Source organism: Pleomorphochaeta sp., from assembly GCF_050031695.1.
Taxonomy (GTDB): Bacteria; Spirochaetota; Spirochaetia; order Sphaerochaetales; family Sphaerochaetaceae; genus Pleomorphochaeta.
The window spans coordinates 81042-94841 of sequence record NZ_JBNAIC010000005.1 but is presented as its reverse complement, the minus strand read 5'-3'; the positions used below and the strand labels follow the sequence as shown (position 1 = coordinate 94841).

General features: G+C 27.5%; 15 protein-coding genes and 1 tRNA gene. 8 read left to right on the top strand and 8 right to left on the bottom strand.

Annotated elements, in window-relative coordinates; all coding sequences use genetic code 11:
- Positions 1–47 precede the first annotated feature (47 nt).
- Both ACPKM0_RS00800 and ACPKM0_RS00795 read right to left on the bottom strand, forming a co-directional pair.
- The gene (locus ACPKM0_RS00800) at positions 48–1562 is read right to left on the bottom strand and encodes a DUF1846 domain-containing protein (protein ID WP_472472896.1); all 1515 of its coding nucleotides are present in this window, start codon (positions 1560–1562) and stop codon (positions 48–50) included.
- 222 nt (positions 1563–1784) lie between these two features.
- A tRNA-Met gene (locus tag ACPKM0_RS00795) sits at positions 1785–1857 on the bottom strand.
- 402 nt (positions 1858–2259) lie between these two features.
- On the opposite strand from ACPKM0_RS00795, the gene ACPKM0_RS00790 reads away from it, so the two are divergent.
- Positions 2260–2661: an Hsp20/alpha crystallin family protein gene (locus ACPKM0_RS00790; protein WP_472472895.1), complete on the top strand. Its 402-nt coding sequence runs from the start codon at positions 2260–2262 to the stop codon at positions 2659–2661.
- Positions 2662–3034: 373 nt separating this feature from the next.
- Positions 3035–3442 carry an Hsp20/alpha crystallin family protein gene (locus ACPKM0_RS00785; RefSeq protein ID WP_472472894.1) on the top strand — a complete coding sequence of 136 codons (408 nt, stop codon included), beginning with the start codon at positions 3035–3037 and terminating at the stop codon, positions 3440–3442.
- A 73-nt stretch (positions 3443–3515) separates the two neighbouring features.
- Here the strand turns inward: ACPKM0_RS00785 and ACPKM0_RS00780 are convergent, their stop codons facing one another.
- Positions 3516–3863, bottom strand: a complete 348-nt coding sequence (locus tag ACPKM0_RS00780; protein WP_472472893.1) for a cupin domain-containing protein — start codon at positions 3861–3863, stop codon at positions 3516–3518.
- A gap of 135 nt (positions 3864–3998) precedes the next feature.
- Between ACPKM0_RS00780 and ACPKM0_RS00775 the strand changes: the two genes are divergently transcribed.
- The 4 genes from ACPKM0_RS00775 (at position 3999) to ACPKM0_RS00760 (ending at position 7640) form a co-directional block, all read left to right on the top strand.
- The gene (locus ACPKM0_RS00775; protein ID WP_472472892.1) at positions 3999–4847 is read left to right on the top strand and encodes a sulfide/dihydroorotate dehydrogenase-like FAD/NAD-binding protein; all 849 of its coding nucleotides are present in this window, start codon (positions 3999–4001) and stop codon (positions 4845–4847) included.
- Positions 4847–6328, top strand: coding sequence for an NADPH-dependent glutamate synthase (gene gltA / locus ACPKM0_RS00770; RefSeq protein ID WP_472472891.1), 1482 nt, complete (start codon positions 4847–4849; stop codon positions 6326–6328). Before ACPKM0_RS00775 ends, gltA begins: the two co-directional genes overlap by 1 nt.
- Before the next feature lie 77 nt (positions 6329–6405).
- Positions 6406–6909, top strand: a complete 504-nt coding sequence (locus tag ACPKM0_RS00765; protein WP_472472890.1) for a PTS sugar transporter subunit IIA — start codon at positions 6406–6408, stop codon at positions 6907–6909.
- Between the two features lie 128 nt (positions 6910–7037).
- Positions 7038–7640: a hypothetical protein gene (locus ACPKM0_RS00760; protein ID WP_472472889.1), complete on the top strand. Its 603-nt coding sequence runs from the start codon at positions 7038–7040 to the stop codon at positions 7638–7640.
- On the opposite strand, the gene ACPKM0_RS00755 is transcribed toward ACPKM0_RS00760, so the two are convergent.
- From ACPKM0_RS00755 to ACPKM0_RS00735, 5 genes are all read right to left on the bottom strand, one after another.
- Positions 7633–8181, bottom strand: coding sequence for a 5-formyltetrahydrofolate cyclo-ligase (locus ACPKM0_RS00755; RefSeq protein ID WP_472472888.1), 549 nt, complete (start codon positions 8179–8181; stop codon positions 7633–7635). The genes ACPKM0_RS00760 and ACPKM0_RS00755 overlap by 8 nt on opposite strands.
- Entirely contained in the window at positions 8171–8884 is a 714-nt protein-coding gene (locus ACPKM0_RS00750) for an energy-coupling factor transporter transmembrane component T family protein (protein WP_472472887.1), read from the bottom strand. The genes ACPKM0_RS00755 and ACPKM0_RS00750 overlap by 11 nt, the downstream gene beginning before the upstream one ends.
- Complete coding sequence (locus ACPKM0_RS00745) at positions 8869–9633, bottom strand: energy-coupling factor ABC transporter ATP-binding protein (protein WP_472472886.1); 765 nt, start codon at positions 9631–9633, stop codon at positions 8869–8871. Before ACPKM0_RS00745 ends, ACPKM0_RS00750 begins: the two co-directional genes overlap by 16 nt.
- A 103-nt stretch (positions 9634–9736) precedes the next feature.
- Positions 9737–10327, bottom strand: a complete 591-nt coding sequence (locus tag ACPKM0_RS00740) for a TetR/AcrR family transcriptional regulator (protein ID WP_472472885.1) — start codon at positions 10325–10327, stop codon at positions 9737–9739.
- A gap of 315 nt (positions 10328–10642) precedes the next feature.
- Positions 10643–10993: a hypothetical protein gene (locus ACPKM0_RS00735; RefSeq protein WP_472472884.1), complete on the bottom strand. Its 351-nt coding sequence runs from the start codon at positions 10991–10993 to the stop codon at positions 10643–10645.
- Between the two features lie 102 nt (positions 10994–11095).
- On the opposite strand from ACPKM0_RS00735, the gene ACPKM0_RS00730 reads away from it, so the two are divergent.
- Positions 11096–12133, top strand: a complete 1038-nt coding sequence (locus ACPKM0_RS00730; RefSeq protein WP_472472883.1) for a threonine aldolase family protein — start codon at positions 11096–11098, stop codon at positions 12131–12133.
- A gap of 209 nt (positions 12134–12342) precedes the next feature.
- Positions 12343–13794 (top strand): decarboxylating NADP(+)-dependent phosphogluconate dehydrogenase, encoded by a 1452-nt coding sequence (gene gnd / locus ACPKM0_RS00725; RefSeq protein ID WP_472472882.1) that lies wholly within the window; start codon positions 12343–12345, stop codon positions 13792–13794.
- Positions 13795–13800 lie beyond the last annotated feature (6 nt).

Genomic DNA, 13800 nt, shown 5'->3' with positions numbered 1-13800 from the left:
AATCAAAGAGTATATTTGAATACTCTTTGATAATTATATTAATTTATTTAGTTATTGAATAATTGTTTTGATGCGTATTTAGGCGCACTAGTAACATTTATTCCTAATTTTCTTAATCCTGCTTCATCACCATGAGTTGGAATATGAGTTAAATGAGCATCGGTTCCTTTTAGTTTGTTTAAGTGTTTCATACCGGCTTCAGCTGCTGGATTACTTGCTGAAGAAACGGCTAATGCAATTAAAACCTCATCAACATCTAAACTAATTCTATTTTCATCTAAAGATTCACTTTTCATATTTCTAATAGAATCAATGATATTTTTAGGGATTAAATCAATATCATCAGGGATTTTTGCTAATTTTTTTATAGCATTTAAAATTAAGGCAGAAGAAGCATGTAATAATGGAGAATTTAATCCAGTAACAATAGTAGAATCTGGTAATTCAAGAGCAGCTGCTGAAACAATACCTTTGTTTCCCTTGTTGCTTTCAATGCCAAGCTCTCTTTTTGATATAGCTTCTTGCACTACTTTTCTATCAGATACTTTTATATTATTATTTTCCATCAATAATATTACTTTATCAACAGCGTCTTGTGTTCCAAGTCCCATAGCATATTCACAAGATGTTTTATAAAATCTTCTAATAATTTCTTGTTTTGATGCTTCTTGACAGTTTTCATCATTAATAATACCTGCTGAAATCCTGTTTACTCCCATATCTGTTGGAGATTTATAAAAGGACTTATCTCCAATAATCTTTTCTACAATTCTTTTTAATAGAGGGAACGCTTCTAAATCTCTATTATAATTAATAGCTTTTTGATTGTATTCTTCTAAATGAAAGTGGTCTACTAAATTTATATCGCCTAAATCAGCAGTTGCTGCTTCATATGCGACATTCGTTAAGTGTTTTAATGGCAAATCCCAAACAGGGAAAGTCTCAAATTTAGCATATCCTGATTTTAATCCTTTATTATAGTCATGATAAACTTGAGATAAACAAGTTGCTAATTTACCGCTTCCAGGTCCTGGAGCTGTAACAATTACAATTTCTCTATCTGTTTCAATGTAAGGATTAGCTCCATATCCTTCTTCGCTTACAATTAAATCAATGTCGGTTGGATAACCTTTAGTTTTTTTATGAGTATAAACTGAAATTCCACGTCTCTCTAATAACTGTTTGAATTGTTTAGCAGAAGGTTGTTCTTCATAGCGAGTTATTACTACAGCTTTTACATTCAATCCATAATTAGTAAAATCATCAATCATTTTTAACGTATCAACATCATATGTAATTCCAAAATCACCTCTGATTTTTTTTCTTTCTATATCGCCGGCATAAATACAGATAATTACATCAATTTTGTCTTTTAATTTTTTAAAAACTTGAATTTTTACATTTGGGTCAAAACCTGGAAGAACTCGAGATGCATGATAATCATATATGAGCTTCCCACCACATTCTAAATAGAGTTTCCCATGAAACTTTTGCATCCTTTCTAGAATTGCATTTGTTTGCTTTTCTAGATATTTTTTATTATCAAAACCTTTTTTCATCATGGGTCTTTATTTTAAAAAAAATAGCATAATTTGTAAATATTTATTTTACCAAAACAAAATATTTGTGAAAAAATGTTATTAAAATTTGAATTTGGGCAAAATGAAGGCAACCCACTTGCTACCCAGATGGTGCTAAACGAGTTGCCAAAATTTCGATGTATAGGAACTGCTGATCTAGTAGCTACCTTTGTATACTTACTAGTCCTAAGTGCATCATTTTTATAGCGAGGGCAAGACTCGAACTTGCGACCTACGGGTTATGAGCCCGTCGAGATACCTGCTTCTCCACCTCGCGACGAATTACTATAGTGAAACTACAGTTTTTTAATATAAAAGTCAATAGACTATCTGAAAAATATTTTTTTTTATTATTTTATTTAGTGAATCTCAAAATTTATTCATAATTATTTATATATAATATAGTTTCTTTATAATCCTTTTTTTTAGCATAATTTTTATTATTGTGTCGAAATAGCCTAATTATAAAGATAAATATAATTATTGTGTCAAAATGATACTTTTTTCTATTAAATTTAAGAAGTAATTAGCCATTTATTGTTTGTAAAATTAAGTAGAATTTAATAATAAAATTTTAATTATCTATATAGTAAAGAATTAACTTTGAAATAAAACTTTTTGGCACGCTTTTTGCATAATATATTTTTATAAAAGAATAGTTAATTACGGAGGAATAGTAATGAGAGTATATTATAATAATAATAGTAACCCTACTTTTAATAGCACATGGACAAATTGGTCAAATTTACAGAATAAATATCCTCCTTTGGATATATTTGAAACAAAGGATAATTATATAGTTGAAGTTGAATTACCAGGATTCAAATTAGAAGACATGAATATTAAATTAGAAAAACATGTTTTACGATTATCTAGTAAATATCAAGAATGTGATAATTCCAAGAAGAAATACTTAATTAAAGAAAGAGTATGTAAAGAATTTGAAAGATCTATATCTGTAGGTTCAGATGTAGATGAAGATTTAATAAAAGCAACTTTAAATAATGGTGTATTAAAAATTTTATTGCCAAAAAAGAAAGAAGTAAAACCTAAGCAAATTAATGTGGCTATAAATAGCTAATTTAATAAAAACATATATAAACTCCCCCTTGAGCTGGATAGTTTTCCAGCTCTTTTTATTTGTTTCCAGTTGCTTTTTTTTTATAAAATACTTAGGTGTTTCAAAATAGTAAAAAATACCCAAATAACTTAAGTTAGATATAAGTTTGTTTCAAAATGATACAATTTTATTAAGAATAAAAAGCTTAAAAATCAAAATGACCCAGATGATAGGTTTAATAAATTATATTATATATTTGAGTTGTATTAATTTAATTACCTAATTTCTTGTAATGTAAGTAATTATTAATATTTGGTTGTTTTTTGGCATGGTTGTTGCAATATAGTTTGTACAAAATATAAAAATAAAATAAGTTCGTAGGAGGACAAACAATATGTATACAAATTATAATTCATTATTCAACGATTTTTTTGATGCTTTTAGTTCAGCTTCTTATAAAGTACCACCAGTAGATGTTTATGAACTAGATGACGGTTATTATATCGATGTAGAATTACCAGGATATAGTAATGATGATGTGAATGTAAAAGTAGAAAATAATACATTAACTTTATCTACTACAGATGAATATAATAAAAAAATAGAAAGTGATTCTGAGAAAAAAGAATACTTAGTAAAAGAGACTTCTTCTAAACGTATTTTTAAAAGATCCTTTTCGTTACCAAAAGATATTGATGATGAAAAAATTGTGGCAACCTTTAATTCTGGAATTTTAAATGTTAAATTACCAAAATCAAAGAAATTAGAAGCAAAGACAATTGAAATAATAAACCAACAATAAAATAATTAACTAATAGTAATTATATAGTGATTTTAGGCTAGCAAATTTTGTCCATTTTGCTAGCCTTTATTATTTAATCATCAAGTAATATTAGTGCAATAAATACTAAATCTTCTTCCTTTTTGTTTATGATGGAATGGGATTCTTGATCTCCTGTTATAACTACATCACCAGCTTTGGCAACATAAGAGCCTTCTTTTTCTGTAACTTCACCTTCTCCTTGAATTATGTAATAATATTCAGTTTCTTTAAGGTGTGTATGAGTTCCAATTGAACATCCTTTCTTTAGAGTGATTTTTGAAAAAAGACGGCTATGGTTTAAATTTTCTTTGTCTACGATTTGTTGTAGAATAACGTCTCCCTTTCCATCTCTCATATTTGTTTTAATATCGATTTTTTGTTGTTTATTTTCTATAATCATATATTGCCTCCTTTTTTAAATTACCATAAAATAGCGAATATGTTCTAGATGTATAGAAATATGTGAAAAATCGATAAAAAAGTATTTATTAAAATAATTGAAATGTGTATTATACTGTTCGACAGGAGTAAAAAAATGAATGAAATACTTTATAAAGAAAAGCTCTCTGCTGAAGTTTTTAAAATGATTGTACGTGCACCAGAAATTGCTGAAGCACGTAAACCTGGTCAATTTATTATACTTCAACTAGGTGGGGACTATAATGAAAGAATCCCTCTTACAATAGCTGATGCTAATGAAGAAGAAGGAACAATTACTTTAATTTTCCAAGCAGTTGGAGAATCAACACATCACCTTGCATTATTAAATGAAGGCGAATACATTGAAAACTTATTAGGACCTTTAGGTACTCCTACTGAACTTGGTAAGTATGGAAAAGTAGTTTGTGTTGGTGGTGGTATTGGTGTTGCACCTATGCATCCAATTGCAAAAGCTTTAAAAGAGATGGGAAATGAAGTTAAAATCATTATGGGAGCTAGAAATAAAGATCTTTTTATCATGAAAGAAGAGATGGATGCAATCGCTGATGAATTAATTTTAACAACAGATGACGGTTCTGCTGGAAGAAAAGCTTTGGTTACTGAACCTTTAAAAGAATTATGTGAAACTTGGAAACCTGATTTAGTTGTAGCTATTGGTCCTCCTATTATGATGAAATTCTGTGCATTAACTACAAAACCTTATGATGTTCATACCATTGTATCTTTAAATACAATTATGATAGATGGAACAGGTATGTGTGGCGGATGTAGAGTTAATGTTGGTGGAGAAACTAAATTTGTTTGTGTAGACGGTCCTGAATTTGATGGTCATAAAGTTGATTGGGATAATATGCTAATGCGTTTAGGAACTTATAAACCACAAGAACAAGAAAATCATCATAGATGTCATTGTGGATTAAATATAAAGGAAGGTGAAGCATAATGCATTTAACACTTGAGCAATTAGATAATCAAGCAAAAGATATTTTATCTAAATTTGACGATAATACAATTTCAATGAAGGAAAGAACAACGATTCCTATGCAAGAAATGCCATCTCAAGACCCTTCTGTACGTATTACTAACATGGAAGAAGTTGCTTTAGGTTATACAGAAAATCAAGTTAAAGTTGAAGCAATGAGATGTTTACAATGTAAAAATCAACCTTGTATTCAAGGTTGTCCTGTAGGGATTAACATTCCAGCTTTTATTAAAAAAGCAGCTCAAGGTGATTTTGCAGGCGCAAATGCTACAATAAAAGAAAGTTCACTCCTTCCTTCAATTTGTGGTCGTGTTTGTCCACAAGAAAACCAATGTCAAAATTATTGTACTGTAGGTAAAATGAAAAAAGATGTTGGTCAAAGCGTAGCAATTGGTAGAATTGAAAGATATGTAGCTGATTATTCTAGAGAACATAATCAAGATGTAGTTCCTTCAGTAAAACCAGATACTAAGAAAAAAGTTGCTATTGTTGGATCAGGTCCCGCTTCTGTAGCTGCTGCTGCTGACGTTAGAAGAGAAGGACATACTGTAGTTATGTTTGAAGCTCTTCATAAGGCAGGTGGAGTATTAGTTTATGGCATTCCTGAATTTAGATTGCCTAAAAAGTTAGTTCAAAAAGAATTGGATGGACTTACAAATATGGGTATTGAAATCAATAGAAACTACTTAGTCGGAAAAACAAGAACATTAGAAGATTTAATGAAAAAAGATGATTTTGATGCAGTTTTTGTAGGTGCTGGTGCAGGTCTTCCTAAATTTTTAAATATTCCTGGTGAAAATCTAATTGGTGTATTTAGTGCTAACGAATATTTAACAAGAAGTAATTTAATGAAAGCTTATGATCAAAAACATAGTTTAACGCCTCTATTTAAGAGTGAAAAAGTTGCTGTTTTTGGTGGTGGTAATGTTGCTATGGATGCAGCAAGAACTGCAAAAAGATTAGGCGCAAAAGATGTTTCTATTGTTTATAGAAGAAGTGAAGATGAGCTTCCTGCTAGAAGAGAAGAAGTTGAACACGCTAAGGAAGAAGGTATTAACTTTATGCTATTACATCAACCACATGAAATTATTGGTGATGAAAAAGGCTTTGTAAAAGGTGTTAAAGTTGTAACTTGTGAACTTGGTGAACCAGATGCTTCAGGAAGAAGACGCCCTGTAGAAATTGAAGGCTCAGATAGAGTTGTAGATTTTGATACAGTAGTTGTTTCTATCGGTAATGCATCAAATCCATTGTTAAAACAAACAACTGATGGTTTAGAAGTAAACAAACGTGGAAATATTATTGTTAATGAAGATACTTGTGAAACTTCAATAAAAGGTGTTTTTGCAGGTGGTGATATTGTATTAGGTGCTGCTACTGTAATACTTGCTATGGGTCAAGGTAGAAAAGCTGCTAAAGCAATAAATGAATACTTAAAGTAATAAACTTAAAATAAATCGTTTAAAAAGGAGCCAATAACTGGCTCCTTTTTAGTTTTTACTTGCAATTAATATAAAAGATGAATATAGTAGAAGTTATGAATATGGATACTTTATTTAATTATTCTGTATGCCAAGTTAATGAGACAGATAAATTTGCAGCAATTGATGAAGTTATTGATAATTGTTCAATATTTGACGGGCTAAAAAATAGTAAAGAACGCTTTAGAAGAGCTGTTCATAGAAGAGAAATAATAGAAACAACAGGGATAGGACACGGTGTTGCCGTTGCCCATGGTAAGTTGCCTTGTATTGATCATCTTAGAATTGGACTTGGTATTAGCAAAGCTGGTATAAATTTCAAAGCTAAAGATGGTAAACCTGTACATATTCTTTTTGTAATTGCTTCTACTCCTTTTCATCAAATAAATTACTTAAAGGCTTTAGCTGTTATACTACGCGGTGTTAGAAATAATAATATAAAAAATGAAGTATTAGATATATTTGAACCTGGTTTTGAGCCAAATTATAGTATTGGTTTTTTTAATGATTTAACGAAACAAGATTTTAGTTGTATGAATTAAACATTTGACATATCTTTTCTCTTTTTTGCTAATTTAATTCATATTGTAGTGATTATTCTTGATTTATTGTATGATGTTTGTTATTATATTTATAAACTGATGACATAAATTAATATTTGGAGGTCCTTATGAAGAAGATTGCAATTATACTATTTTTAATTCTATTCCCTATTTACGGACTTTTTTCCGCTTCTCCTAATATTTTGATAAATGGTTATTTAGGCCAAGATTCACCTCCTACAATAATATTAAAGGTTGATTCAACTGAAGTTATAAATGATGGAAATGTTGTTAGCATAGTTGATAATTTTAATTTTACTACAAATAGAACATCTTATACTCAACCAATTCATGTTTACGCGGGTTATGTTAGTGCTCCTACCTCTAGTAATGCTTTATTTCAATTAACGGTATCTACTGAAGGATTTAAGTTAAAAAATGATTCAGATGTTTTTGTCGGTTCTCCTTTAGATATTGATATTCAATTGTTTACTGAGACTTTAGATAATACAAAAGGAACAATTGTTGTAGGTGCATACAATTTTGATTCATACAATGAAAATATTTATTTAGATTCTGCTTCTAATCCTGTAACATATATATATTCAGTTTCTCCAAATGTTAGTATTGATGATTCAAATTATATTATTTGGTTTGAATGGGATGAAAAAGAAAATGTAGCTGCAGGTAGGTATGGTGCATTAATCAGTTTTGAAATAATTACTATTTAATATATATAATTTCATCTAAATATATATCGTTTTTATTCATTAAAATTTTATCAAATAATAGGTGTTTTCTACACAATCCTATTTTATAAATATTGGAATATGATTTTAAAAATTTATCATAATATCCTTTTCCGTGTCCTATTCTTGAGTTGTCTTTTCCATAAGCAAGAGCTGGAACTATAATTAAAGTATTAGCATTAAAATCTTCAATAAATAAGTTAGAATTCGGTTCAACAGTATTATATAATCCTTTAATTAATTGAGTTTCCCAGTTAGGACCTATTTTTGTGAACTTAATTATGTCTTTAAATGTTTTAGGTAATGCAACTGTTTTATTAAGAGATAAACAATAATTAATTAAACTAATTATGTTTACTTCATTTTGTAATGGATAAAAAAGAAGGATTGTATCAGCTTTTTTAAAAATTGGTTTATTGACTAATTTTTCTATTAATAATTTATCTTCATTTATAAAATTCACATTTCTATTTTTTTTGTTAAGTTCATAAATTTCTTTTCTTAAGGTTTTTTTATCTAACATAATAATTAATCCCAATTAATAATAATACACAAAATAAGAAAATGAAATCTTTAAAAGAATATTTTAATGTTTCTCTCTCTATATCTGAATTGTATCCTCTACTATCTAATGCATAAGCAATAATATCAATTTTATTAAGTAAGTTATCAATTAGAGAAATAGTATAAGATTTTAAATATCTAATTGGATGTTTATTTATTATTTCTAAGCGAGATATTCTAGCTTCACTAATTGCTTGTGAAACATCAAAAATTAAAGGAATACACATAAGTGTTAATTCAACTTGACTTGCAAATCTCCAACCATTAACAAATGGTATTTTATCTATTACTTTTGCTAGTGATCTTGCTATATCGCTAGGATCTGTTGAATCTGCAAGCAAAAAACTCATTAAAACAGCAGTATCAAATTTTAAAACACTATTTATAATCTCAATATAATTTTCCCCACTTAAAAAAGAAGTAATAAGTATAATTAAAGAAATAATTACAAAAAAAGTTAATTCTTTACCGTATTTAATAATAGGTAATTTTGTAATACCCATTATCAAGAAAGTCACAAACAATATAATCAATGTGTTTATAAGGGTTGCTGTAACTAAAGAAGTACATAATAAAAGAAGAGTAAGAAGTTTTATGAAAGGATTAATTTTATGTAAGAAGGTTTCAGCGTCTCTATAATGGAAAATTAGTGCTTGAGCCATGATAATTCCTGTAGGTTAGCAAGCTTATTATTTCTTTTGGGTACATAAACTCCATGATCTAATAGATAAGGAAGGACTTTTTCACTTTTTTCATTTTGAATAACTCTACCTTTTTCTAATAAAATAATTTTTTGAGAGTGTGCTGCTATTTTATCTATTTCATGGCTTACAATTATTATAGTATGGCCTTCATTTTGGAGTAATAATAATGTTTTTAGAACTTGAAGAATGCTTGGATAATCTAAATTTGCAAAAGGTTCATCTAAAAAAATTATATCAGGATTCATTACTAATATTCCAGCAATGGCAAGCCTTCTTTTTTCTCCACCACTTAATTCTCTAGGTTTTCTTTTTAGCTTACTATCTAAATCTAATAGATTAGCTATATTATATAATCTTTCTTGTTTTGTTTGATTATCTAAATTTAGATTTTCCATTCCAAATAAAATATCTTTTTCAACAGTTTGGCCAACTATTTGACTATCTGCATCTTGGAAAACTAATCCAATCTTTGATCTTCTTTTTTTTATATTTCTAGATAAATCTTCACTATTGATTTCAATGTTCCCTGATTGAGGTTTAAGTAAACCCTTAATGCATTTTAATAATACTGACTTACCAGAGCCATTAGCTCCAGCAATAATGCATAAAGTTCCTTTGTTGATTGAAAAAGATATATCTTTTAATATAGGTGTTTCTTTTGAAAAAGAAAAATTTAAATTGTTGATTTTTAGAACTTCTTGATTCATATACAAATAATACCTATTTAAATATTTAATGTAAATATCATAAATAGGTATTGTTAATTAAAATATGTATAAATAGTTTACAATTTTTTTAGTAATAATAGAACTACTCTTCTAATAGGTAAGATCCCATACCGTTAAATATAACTTTAGCAACAAAATTGCTAATTTGTACAATGCTCATCTCACTATCATTTCTAATCCAAGTCATAAATACTCTGTGCATAGAAGAAGATACAATTTGACATAAATATTCAATCTGTTCTATTGGTAAATCACAAATAGGTTCGATTACTTCATATAATTTCGAGAATAAAGCATCACCTATGTGATCTGAAAAAGTGCTTGCAAAACTAGATTGTGCAATCTTTTTATAATAATCTAAATCATCGTTAAAATATTTGTCTAAATTATAAAAAATATCAAAGAAAAATTTTGAATTGTTTGAATATTTTAATTCTTTAGTTGCCTCATTAAAAGCTTCAATTAATTCTTGTTCAAATTCATCTAAAACATCACTGATTTTATTATAATGAATATAGAATGTTTTTCTACTAATATTTGCTTGTTTTGTAAGCTCGGTTATAGTTATTTTGTTTAATTCTTTTTTATCTAGCAACTGAAATAGTGCAAGTCGAATTGCTTTTTTTGTTTTAGCAGGGCGTCTGTCTTTAGCTCTTTTTTTTACTGGTTCCATAAAAACGTGTCTCCTATAATTATAGTGTATGTAATAACACTCATTATATGAGTAATATGGAAAAAAAAATCTGTCAATAGTAAAGTGAAGGAAAATAAGAATAATTGTAAAAACATATACAAAAAACATATATATAATAAATAAAAATAACAAATATGAAGTTTGTTATAAAATAGGGTGTAAATATTGGTTTCATAGATATTAATTGTTGAAATATTATAACAAATACTGGAAGTTGTTATTTGATGATTATATAGATAAAAATATATCGATAAAATGCACTTTTTAACTTACTTTTTCTCTTTGTTTTTATTTTTATTTGCATATAATTTCATCAACAAATGATTTTAAAACCTCTATGTTATTTAAATTATTATATTTTAAACGTACACATCCTTTTCCGGTATTAGCTTTCTCAAATTTTTTAGAATAGCTTTTAACTAATTCAAAAGATCTTGTGTGAATTGATAAATAATTTTTATTAATACCAAAAACAATATAATTATCATTTTCCAATTGATATCCAGGTAGGTTATATAGGTATTCTAATTTAAGAGAAGGATATTTTTTAGAAAAGTATTTTGTCATTTCAGTTATCCAAGGTCTAGCTTCTTCTTTGATACTGTTAATGTAATTGTTTATATTAATTTCTTTTTCATTATTCATATTTAAATTATAATTTGTATATTATAAAAAACAAGAATTTATATATATATTTTTTGTGTTTATTATTTATATAATTAAAGTTGAGAATATTACGAGGTGAATATGTATAGTTTTAGAAATGATTATAGTGAATTATGTCATGAAAATATTTTGAAAAATATGTTGAAAGTGAATAAGGTACAATTTGATGGATATAGCGAAGATGAAATAAGTAAGAAAGTAAAAGAAAAGCTTAAACTTATTTTGGAAGATAATAATGTTGATATACATTTACTAAGTGGAGGAACACAAACCAATTTAGTTGCTATATCTTCTATATTAAAACCATATCAGTCTATTATAGCTGCTGAGAGTGGCCATATTGCAACTCATGAAGCAGGTGCAATTGAAGCTACTGGGCATAAGGTAGTAACTCTTAATACTGCTAATGGTAAAATTACATCTGATCAAATTGTTAATGTTATTGAAGAACATTATGTTGATGAAGCAAGGGAGCATATTACACAACCTGCAATGGTTTATATTTCTAATCCAACAGAATTTGGTACTGTTTATAAATATAAAGAGTTAAGAGAAATTAAAGATGTCTGTGAAAGCTATAAAATTCCTTTATATATTGATGGAGCTAGATTATCACAAGCTATTTCTAGTGAAAAGTCAGATATTGCATTAAAAGATTTACCAAAGCTTTGTGATATCTTTTATATAGGTGGTACTAAAAATGGTGCAATGTTTGGTGAATGTTTGGTTATTGTAAATGATAAATATAAAAAAGATTTTAGATATAACTTAAAACAGAGAGGAGCTTTATTAGCTAAAGGATTTTCAGTAGCCTTACAGTTTGATGCTTTATTTGAAGATGATTTATTTTTAAAATTAGGGAAAAAAGCTAATAACAATGCTAAATATATTGTAGATGAATTATCTAAGTTAAATATTAACTTATTAGTAGAGCAAGAAAGTAACCAAATTTTTCCTATTTTCAATAATGATACAATAAATAAATTAAGAGAAAATTATCTTTTTTATAACTGGCTTAAAGTTGATGAAAATCATACAGCAGTAAGATTATGTATATCATGGGCAACTGAAAGAAAAATAATTAATGACTTTATAGAAAATGTTAAAGTAAATTTATAAGAAGAATCTGTTTACTTGATTTCTATTTATTTCTTTTAAAAATTGATGAGTAACATCTTCTAAAATAAAAAGTATATTATTGAGCTTTATTATATAGCCCTTTTATTCTGATCTTAGTTGATTTACAATTGTTAGTGATTTAATCACTTTGTTTTTATCTCTTTTGAATTATTTTCTTAATATATTCATAAGTTTGATGGAGGACTAATATGAAAAAAGCTTCGATTGGTTTAATTGGATTAGCAGTTATGGGAGAAAATCTCGTTCTAAATATGGAAAGTAAAGGATATAGTGTAGCTGTATATAATAGAACTCATAAGAAAATAGACGACTTTATAAATTCTAGGGCAAAAGATAAAAATATTATTCCTTCATATTCAATAAAAGAATTAGTTGATAATGTTGAAAAGCCAAGAAAAATAATGATGATGGTAAGAGCCGGGGAAGCTGTTGATAAAACTATTGAAGCTTTACTGCCTTATCTTGATGAAAATGATATTATTATTGATGGTGGTAATTCAAATTATAAAGATACAAATAGAAGAATGAGTTTTGTTAATTCTTTAAATGTGTTATATGTTGGAGCTGGTGTTTCTGGTGGTGAAGAAGGAGCATTAAATGGTCCTTCAATCATGCCTGGTGGAAATATAGAAGCTTGGGAAAAAATAAGACCAATTTTTCAAAATATTAGTGCTAAAGTTAATGAAAATGAGGTTTGTTGTAATTGGATAGGGCCTCAAGGTTCCGGACATTTTGTAAAAATGGTTCATAATGGAATTGAATATGGTGATATGGAGCTAATTAGCGAAATATATGATATTATGAGAAAAGTATTTAATCTTTCTTATCCTAAAATGCATTCTATATTTAACAAATGGAATGAAAAAGAATTGAATTCCTATTTAATAGAAATTACTAGTGATATTCTTAATTTTAATGATGCAGATTCAACACCGTTAGTTGAAAAAATATTAGATGTAGCTGGTCAAAAAGGAACTGGAAAGTGGACTGTTATTGAAGCTTTAGATAAGGGCGTGGATTTATCACTAATTACTGAAGCTGTTTTTGCTAGAATAAATAGTAGTAATTTAAAAGAAAGACAAGAAGCTAAAAGTGAATATTCTAAAATTTCTTATTCACCAATTTTAATAAATGATAGTATCATTAGTGATTTATATTCTGCACTTTTTGTATCAAAAATCATTTCTTATGCTCAAGGCTTCTCTCTGATAAAAAAAGCGTCTGATGATAATAATTGGAATTTAGACTTAAGTGAAATAGCATTAATGTGGAGAGGGGGATGTATTATTAGATCTTCTTTTTTAAATAATATTAGTGAAGCTTTTTTAGAAAACCCTAAATTAAATAATTTGTTGCTTAATTCTTATTTTAAAAATATTATTTTAAATAATCATAAAGGTTTAAGAAATATAATATCTTTAGCAATAACAAATGGTGTTGCAACACCAGCATTAAGTGCAGCTCTCTCATATTTTGATAGTTATATTAGTGATAATTTACCAACTAATCTAATTCAAGCTCAGAGAGATTATTTTGGAGCTCATACTTATCAAAGAAATGATGATGATTCGATGAGTTATATTCATACAAATTGGACTAGAAAAGGTGGAAATACCTCATCTACTAATTACGATGTATAAGGAGGG

What these genes read in the sequence shown, in the direction of transcription:
- ACPKM0_RS00800 (WP_472472896.1), bottom strand. Translation starts at nt 1,562, where the DNA reads ATGATGAAAAAAGGTTTTGATAATAAAAAATATCTAGAAAAGCAAACA.
- ACPKM0_RS00790 (WP_472472895.1), top strand. Translation starts at nt 2,260, where the DNA reads ATGAGAGTATATTATAATAATAATAGTAACCCTACTTTTAATAGCACA.
- ACPKM0_RS00785 (WP_472472894.1), top strand. Translation starts at nt 3,035, where the DNA reads ATGTATACAAATTATAATTCATTATTCAACGATTTTTTTGATGCTTTT.
- ACPKM0_RS00780 (WP_472472893.1), bottom strand. Translation starts at nt 3,863, where the DNA reads ATGATTATAGAAAATAAACAACAAAAAATCGATATTAAAACAAATATG.
- ACPKM0_RS00775 (WP_472472892.1), top strand. Translation starts at nt 3,999, where the DNA reads ATGAATGAAATACTTTATAAAGAAAAGCTCTCTGCTGAAGTTTTTAAA.
- gltA (WP_472472891.1), top strand. Translation starts at nt 4,847, where the DNA reads ATGCATTTAACACTTGAGCAATTAGATAATCAAGCAAAAGATATTTTA.
- ACPKM0_RS00765 (WP_472472890.1), top strand. Translation starts at nt 6,406, where the DNA reads ATGAATATAGTAGAAGTTATGAATATGGATACTTTATTTAATTATTCT.
- ACPKM0_RS00760 (WP_472472889.1), top strand. Translation starts at nt 7,038, where the DNA reads ATGAAGAAGATTGCAATTATACTATTTTTAATTCTATTCCCTATTTAC.
- ACPKM0_RS00755 (WP_472472888.1), bottom strand. Translation starts at nt 8,181, where the DNA reads ATGTTAGATAAAAAAACCTTAAGAAAAGAAATTTATGAACTTAACAAA.
- ACPKM0_RS00750 (WP_472472887.1), bottom strand. Translation starts at nt 8,884, where the DNA reads ATGGCTCAAGCACTAATTTTCCATTATAGAGACGCTGAAACCTTCTTA.
- ACPKM0_RS00745 (WP_472472886.1), bottom strand. Translation starts at nt 9,633, where the DNA reads ATGAATCAAGAAGTTCTAAAAATCAACAATTTAAATTTTTCTTTTTCA.
- ACPKM0_RS00740 (WP_472472885.1), bottom strand. Translation starts at nt 10,327, where the DNA reads ATGGAACCAGTAAAAAAAAGAGCTAAAGACAGACGCCCTGCTAAAACA.
- ACPKM0_RS00735 (WP_472472884.1), bottom strand. Translation starts at nt 10,993, where the DNA reads ATGAATAATGAAAAAGAAATTAATATAAACAATTACATTAACAGTATC.
- ACPKM0_RS00730 (WP_472472883.1), top strand. Translation starts at nt 11,096, where the DNA reads ATGTATAGTTTTAGAAATGATTATAGTGAATTATGTCATGAAAATATT.
- gnd (WP_472472882.1), top strand. Translation starts at nt 12,343, where the DNA reads ATGAAAAAAGCTTCGATTGGTTTAATTGGATTAGCAGTTATGGGAGAA.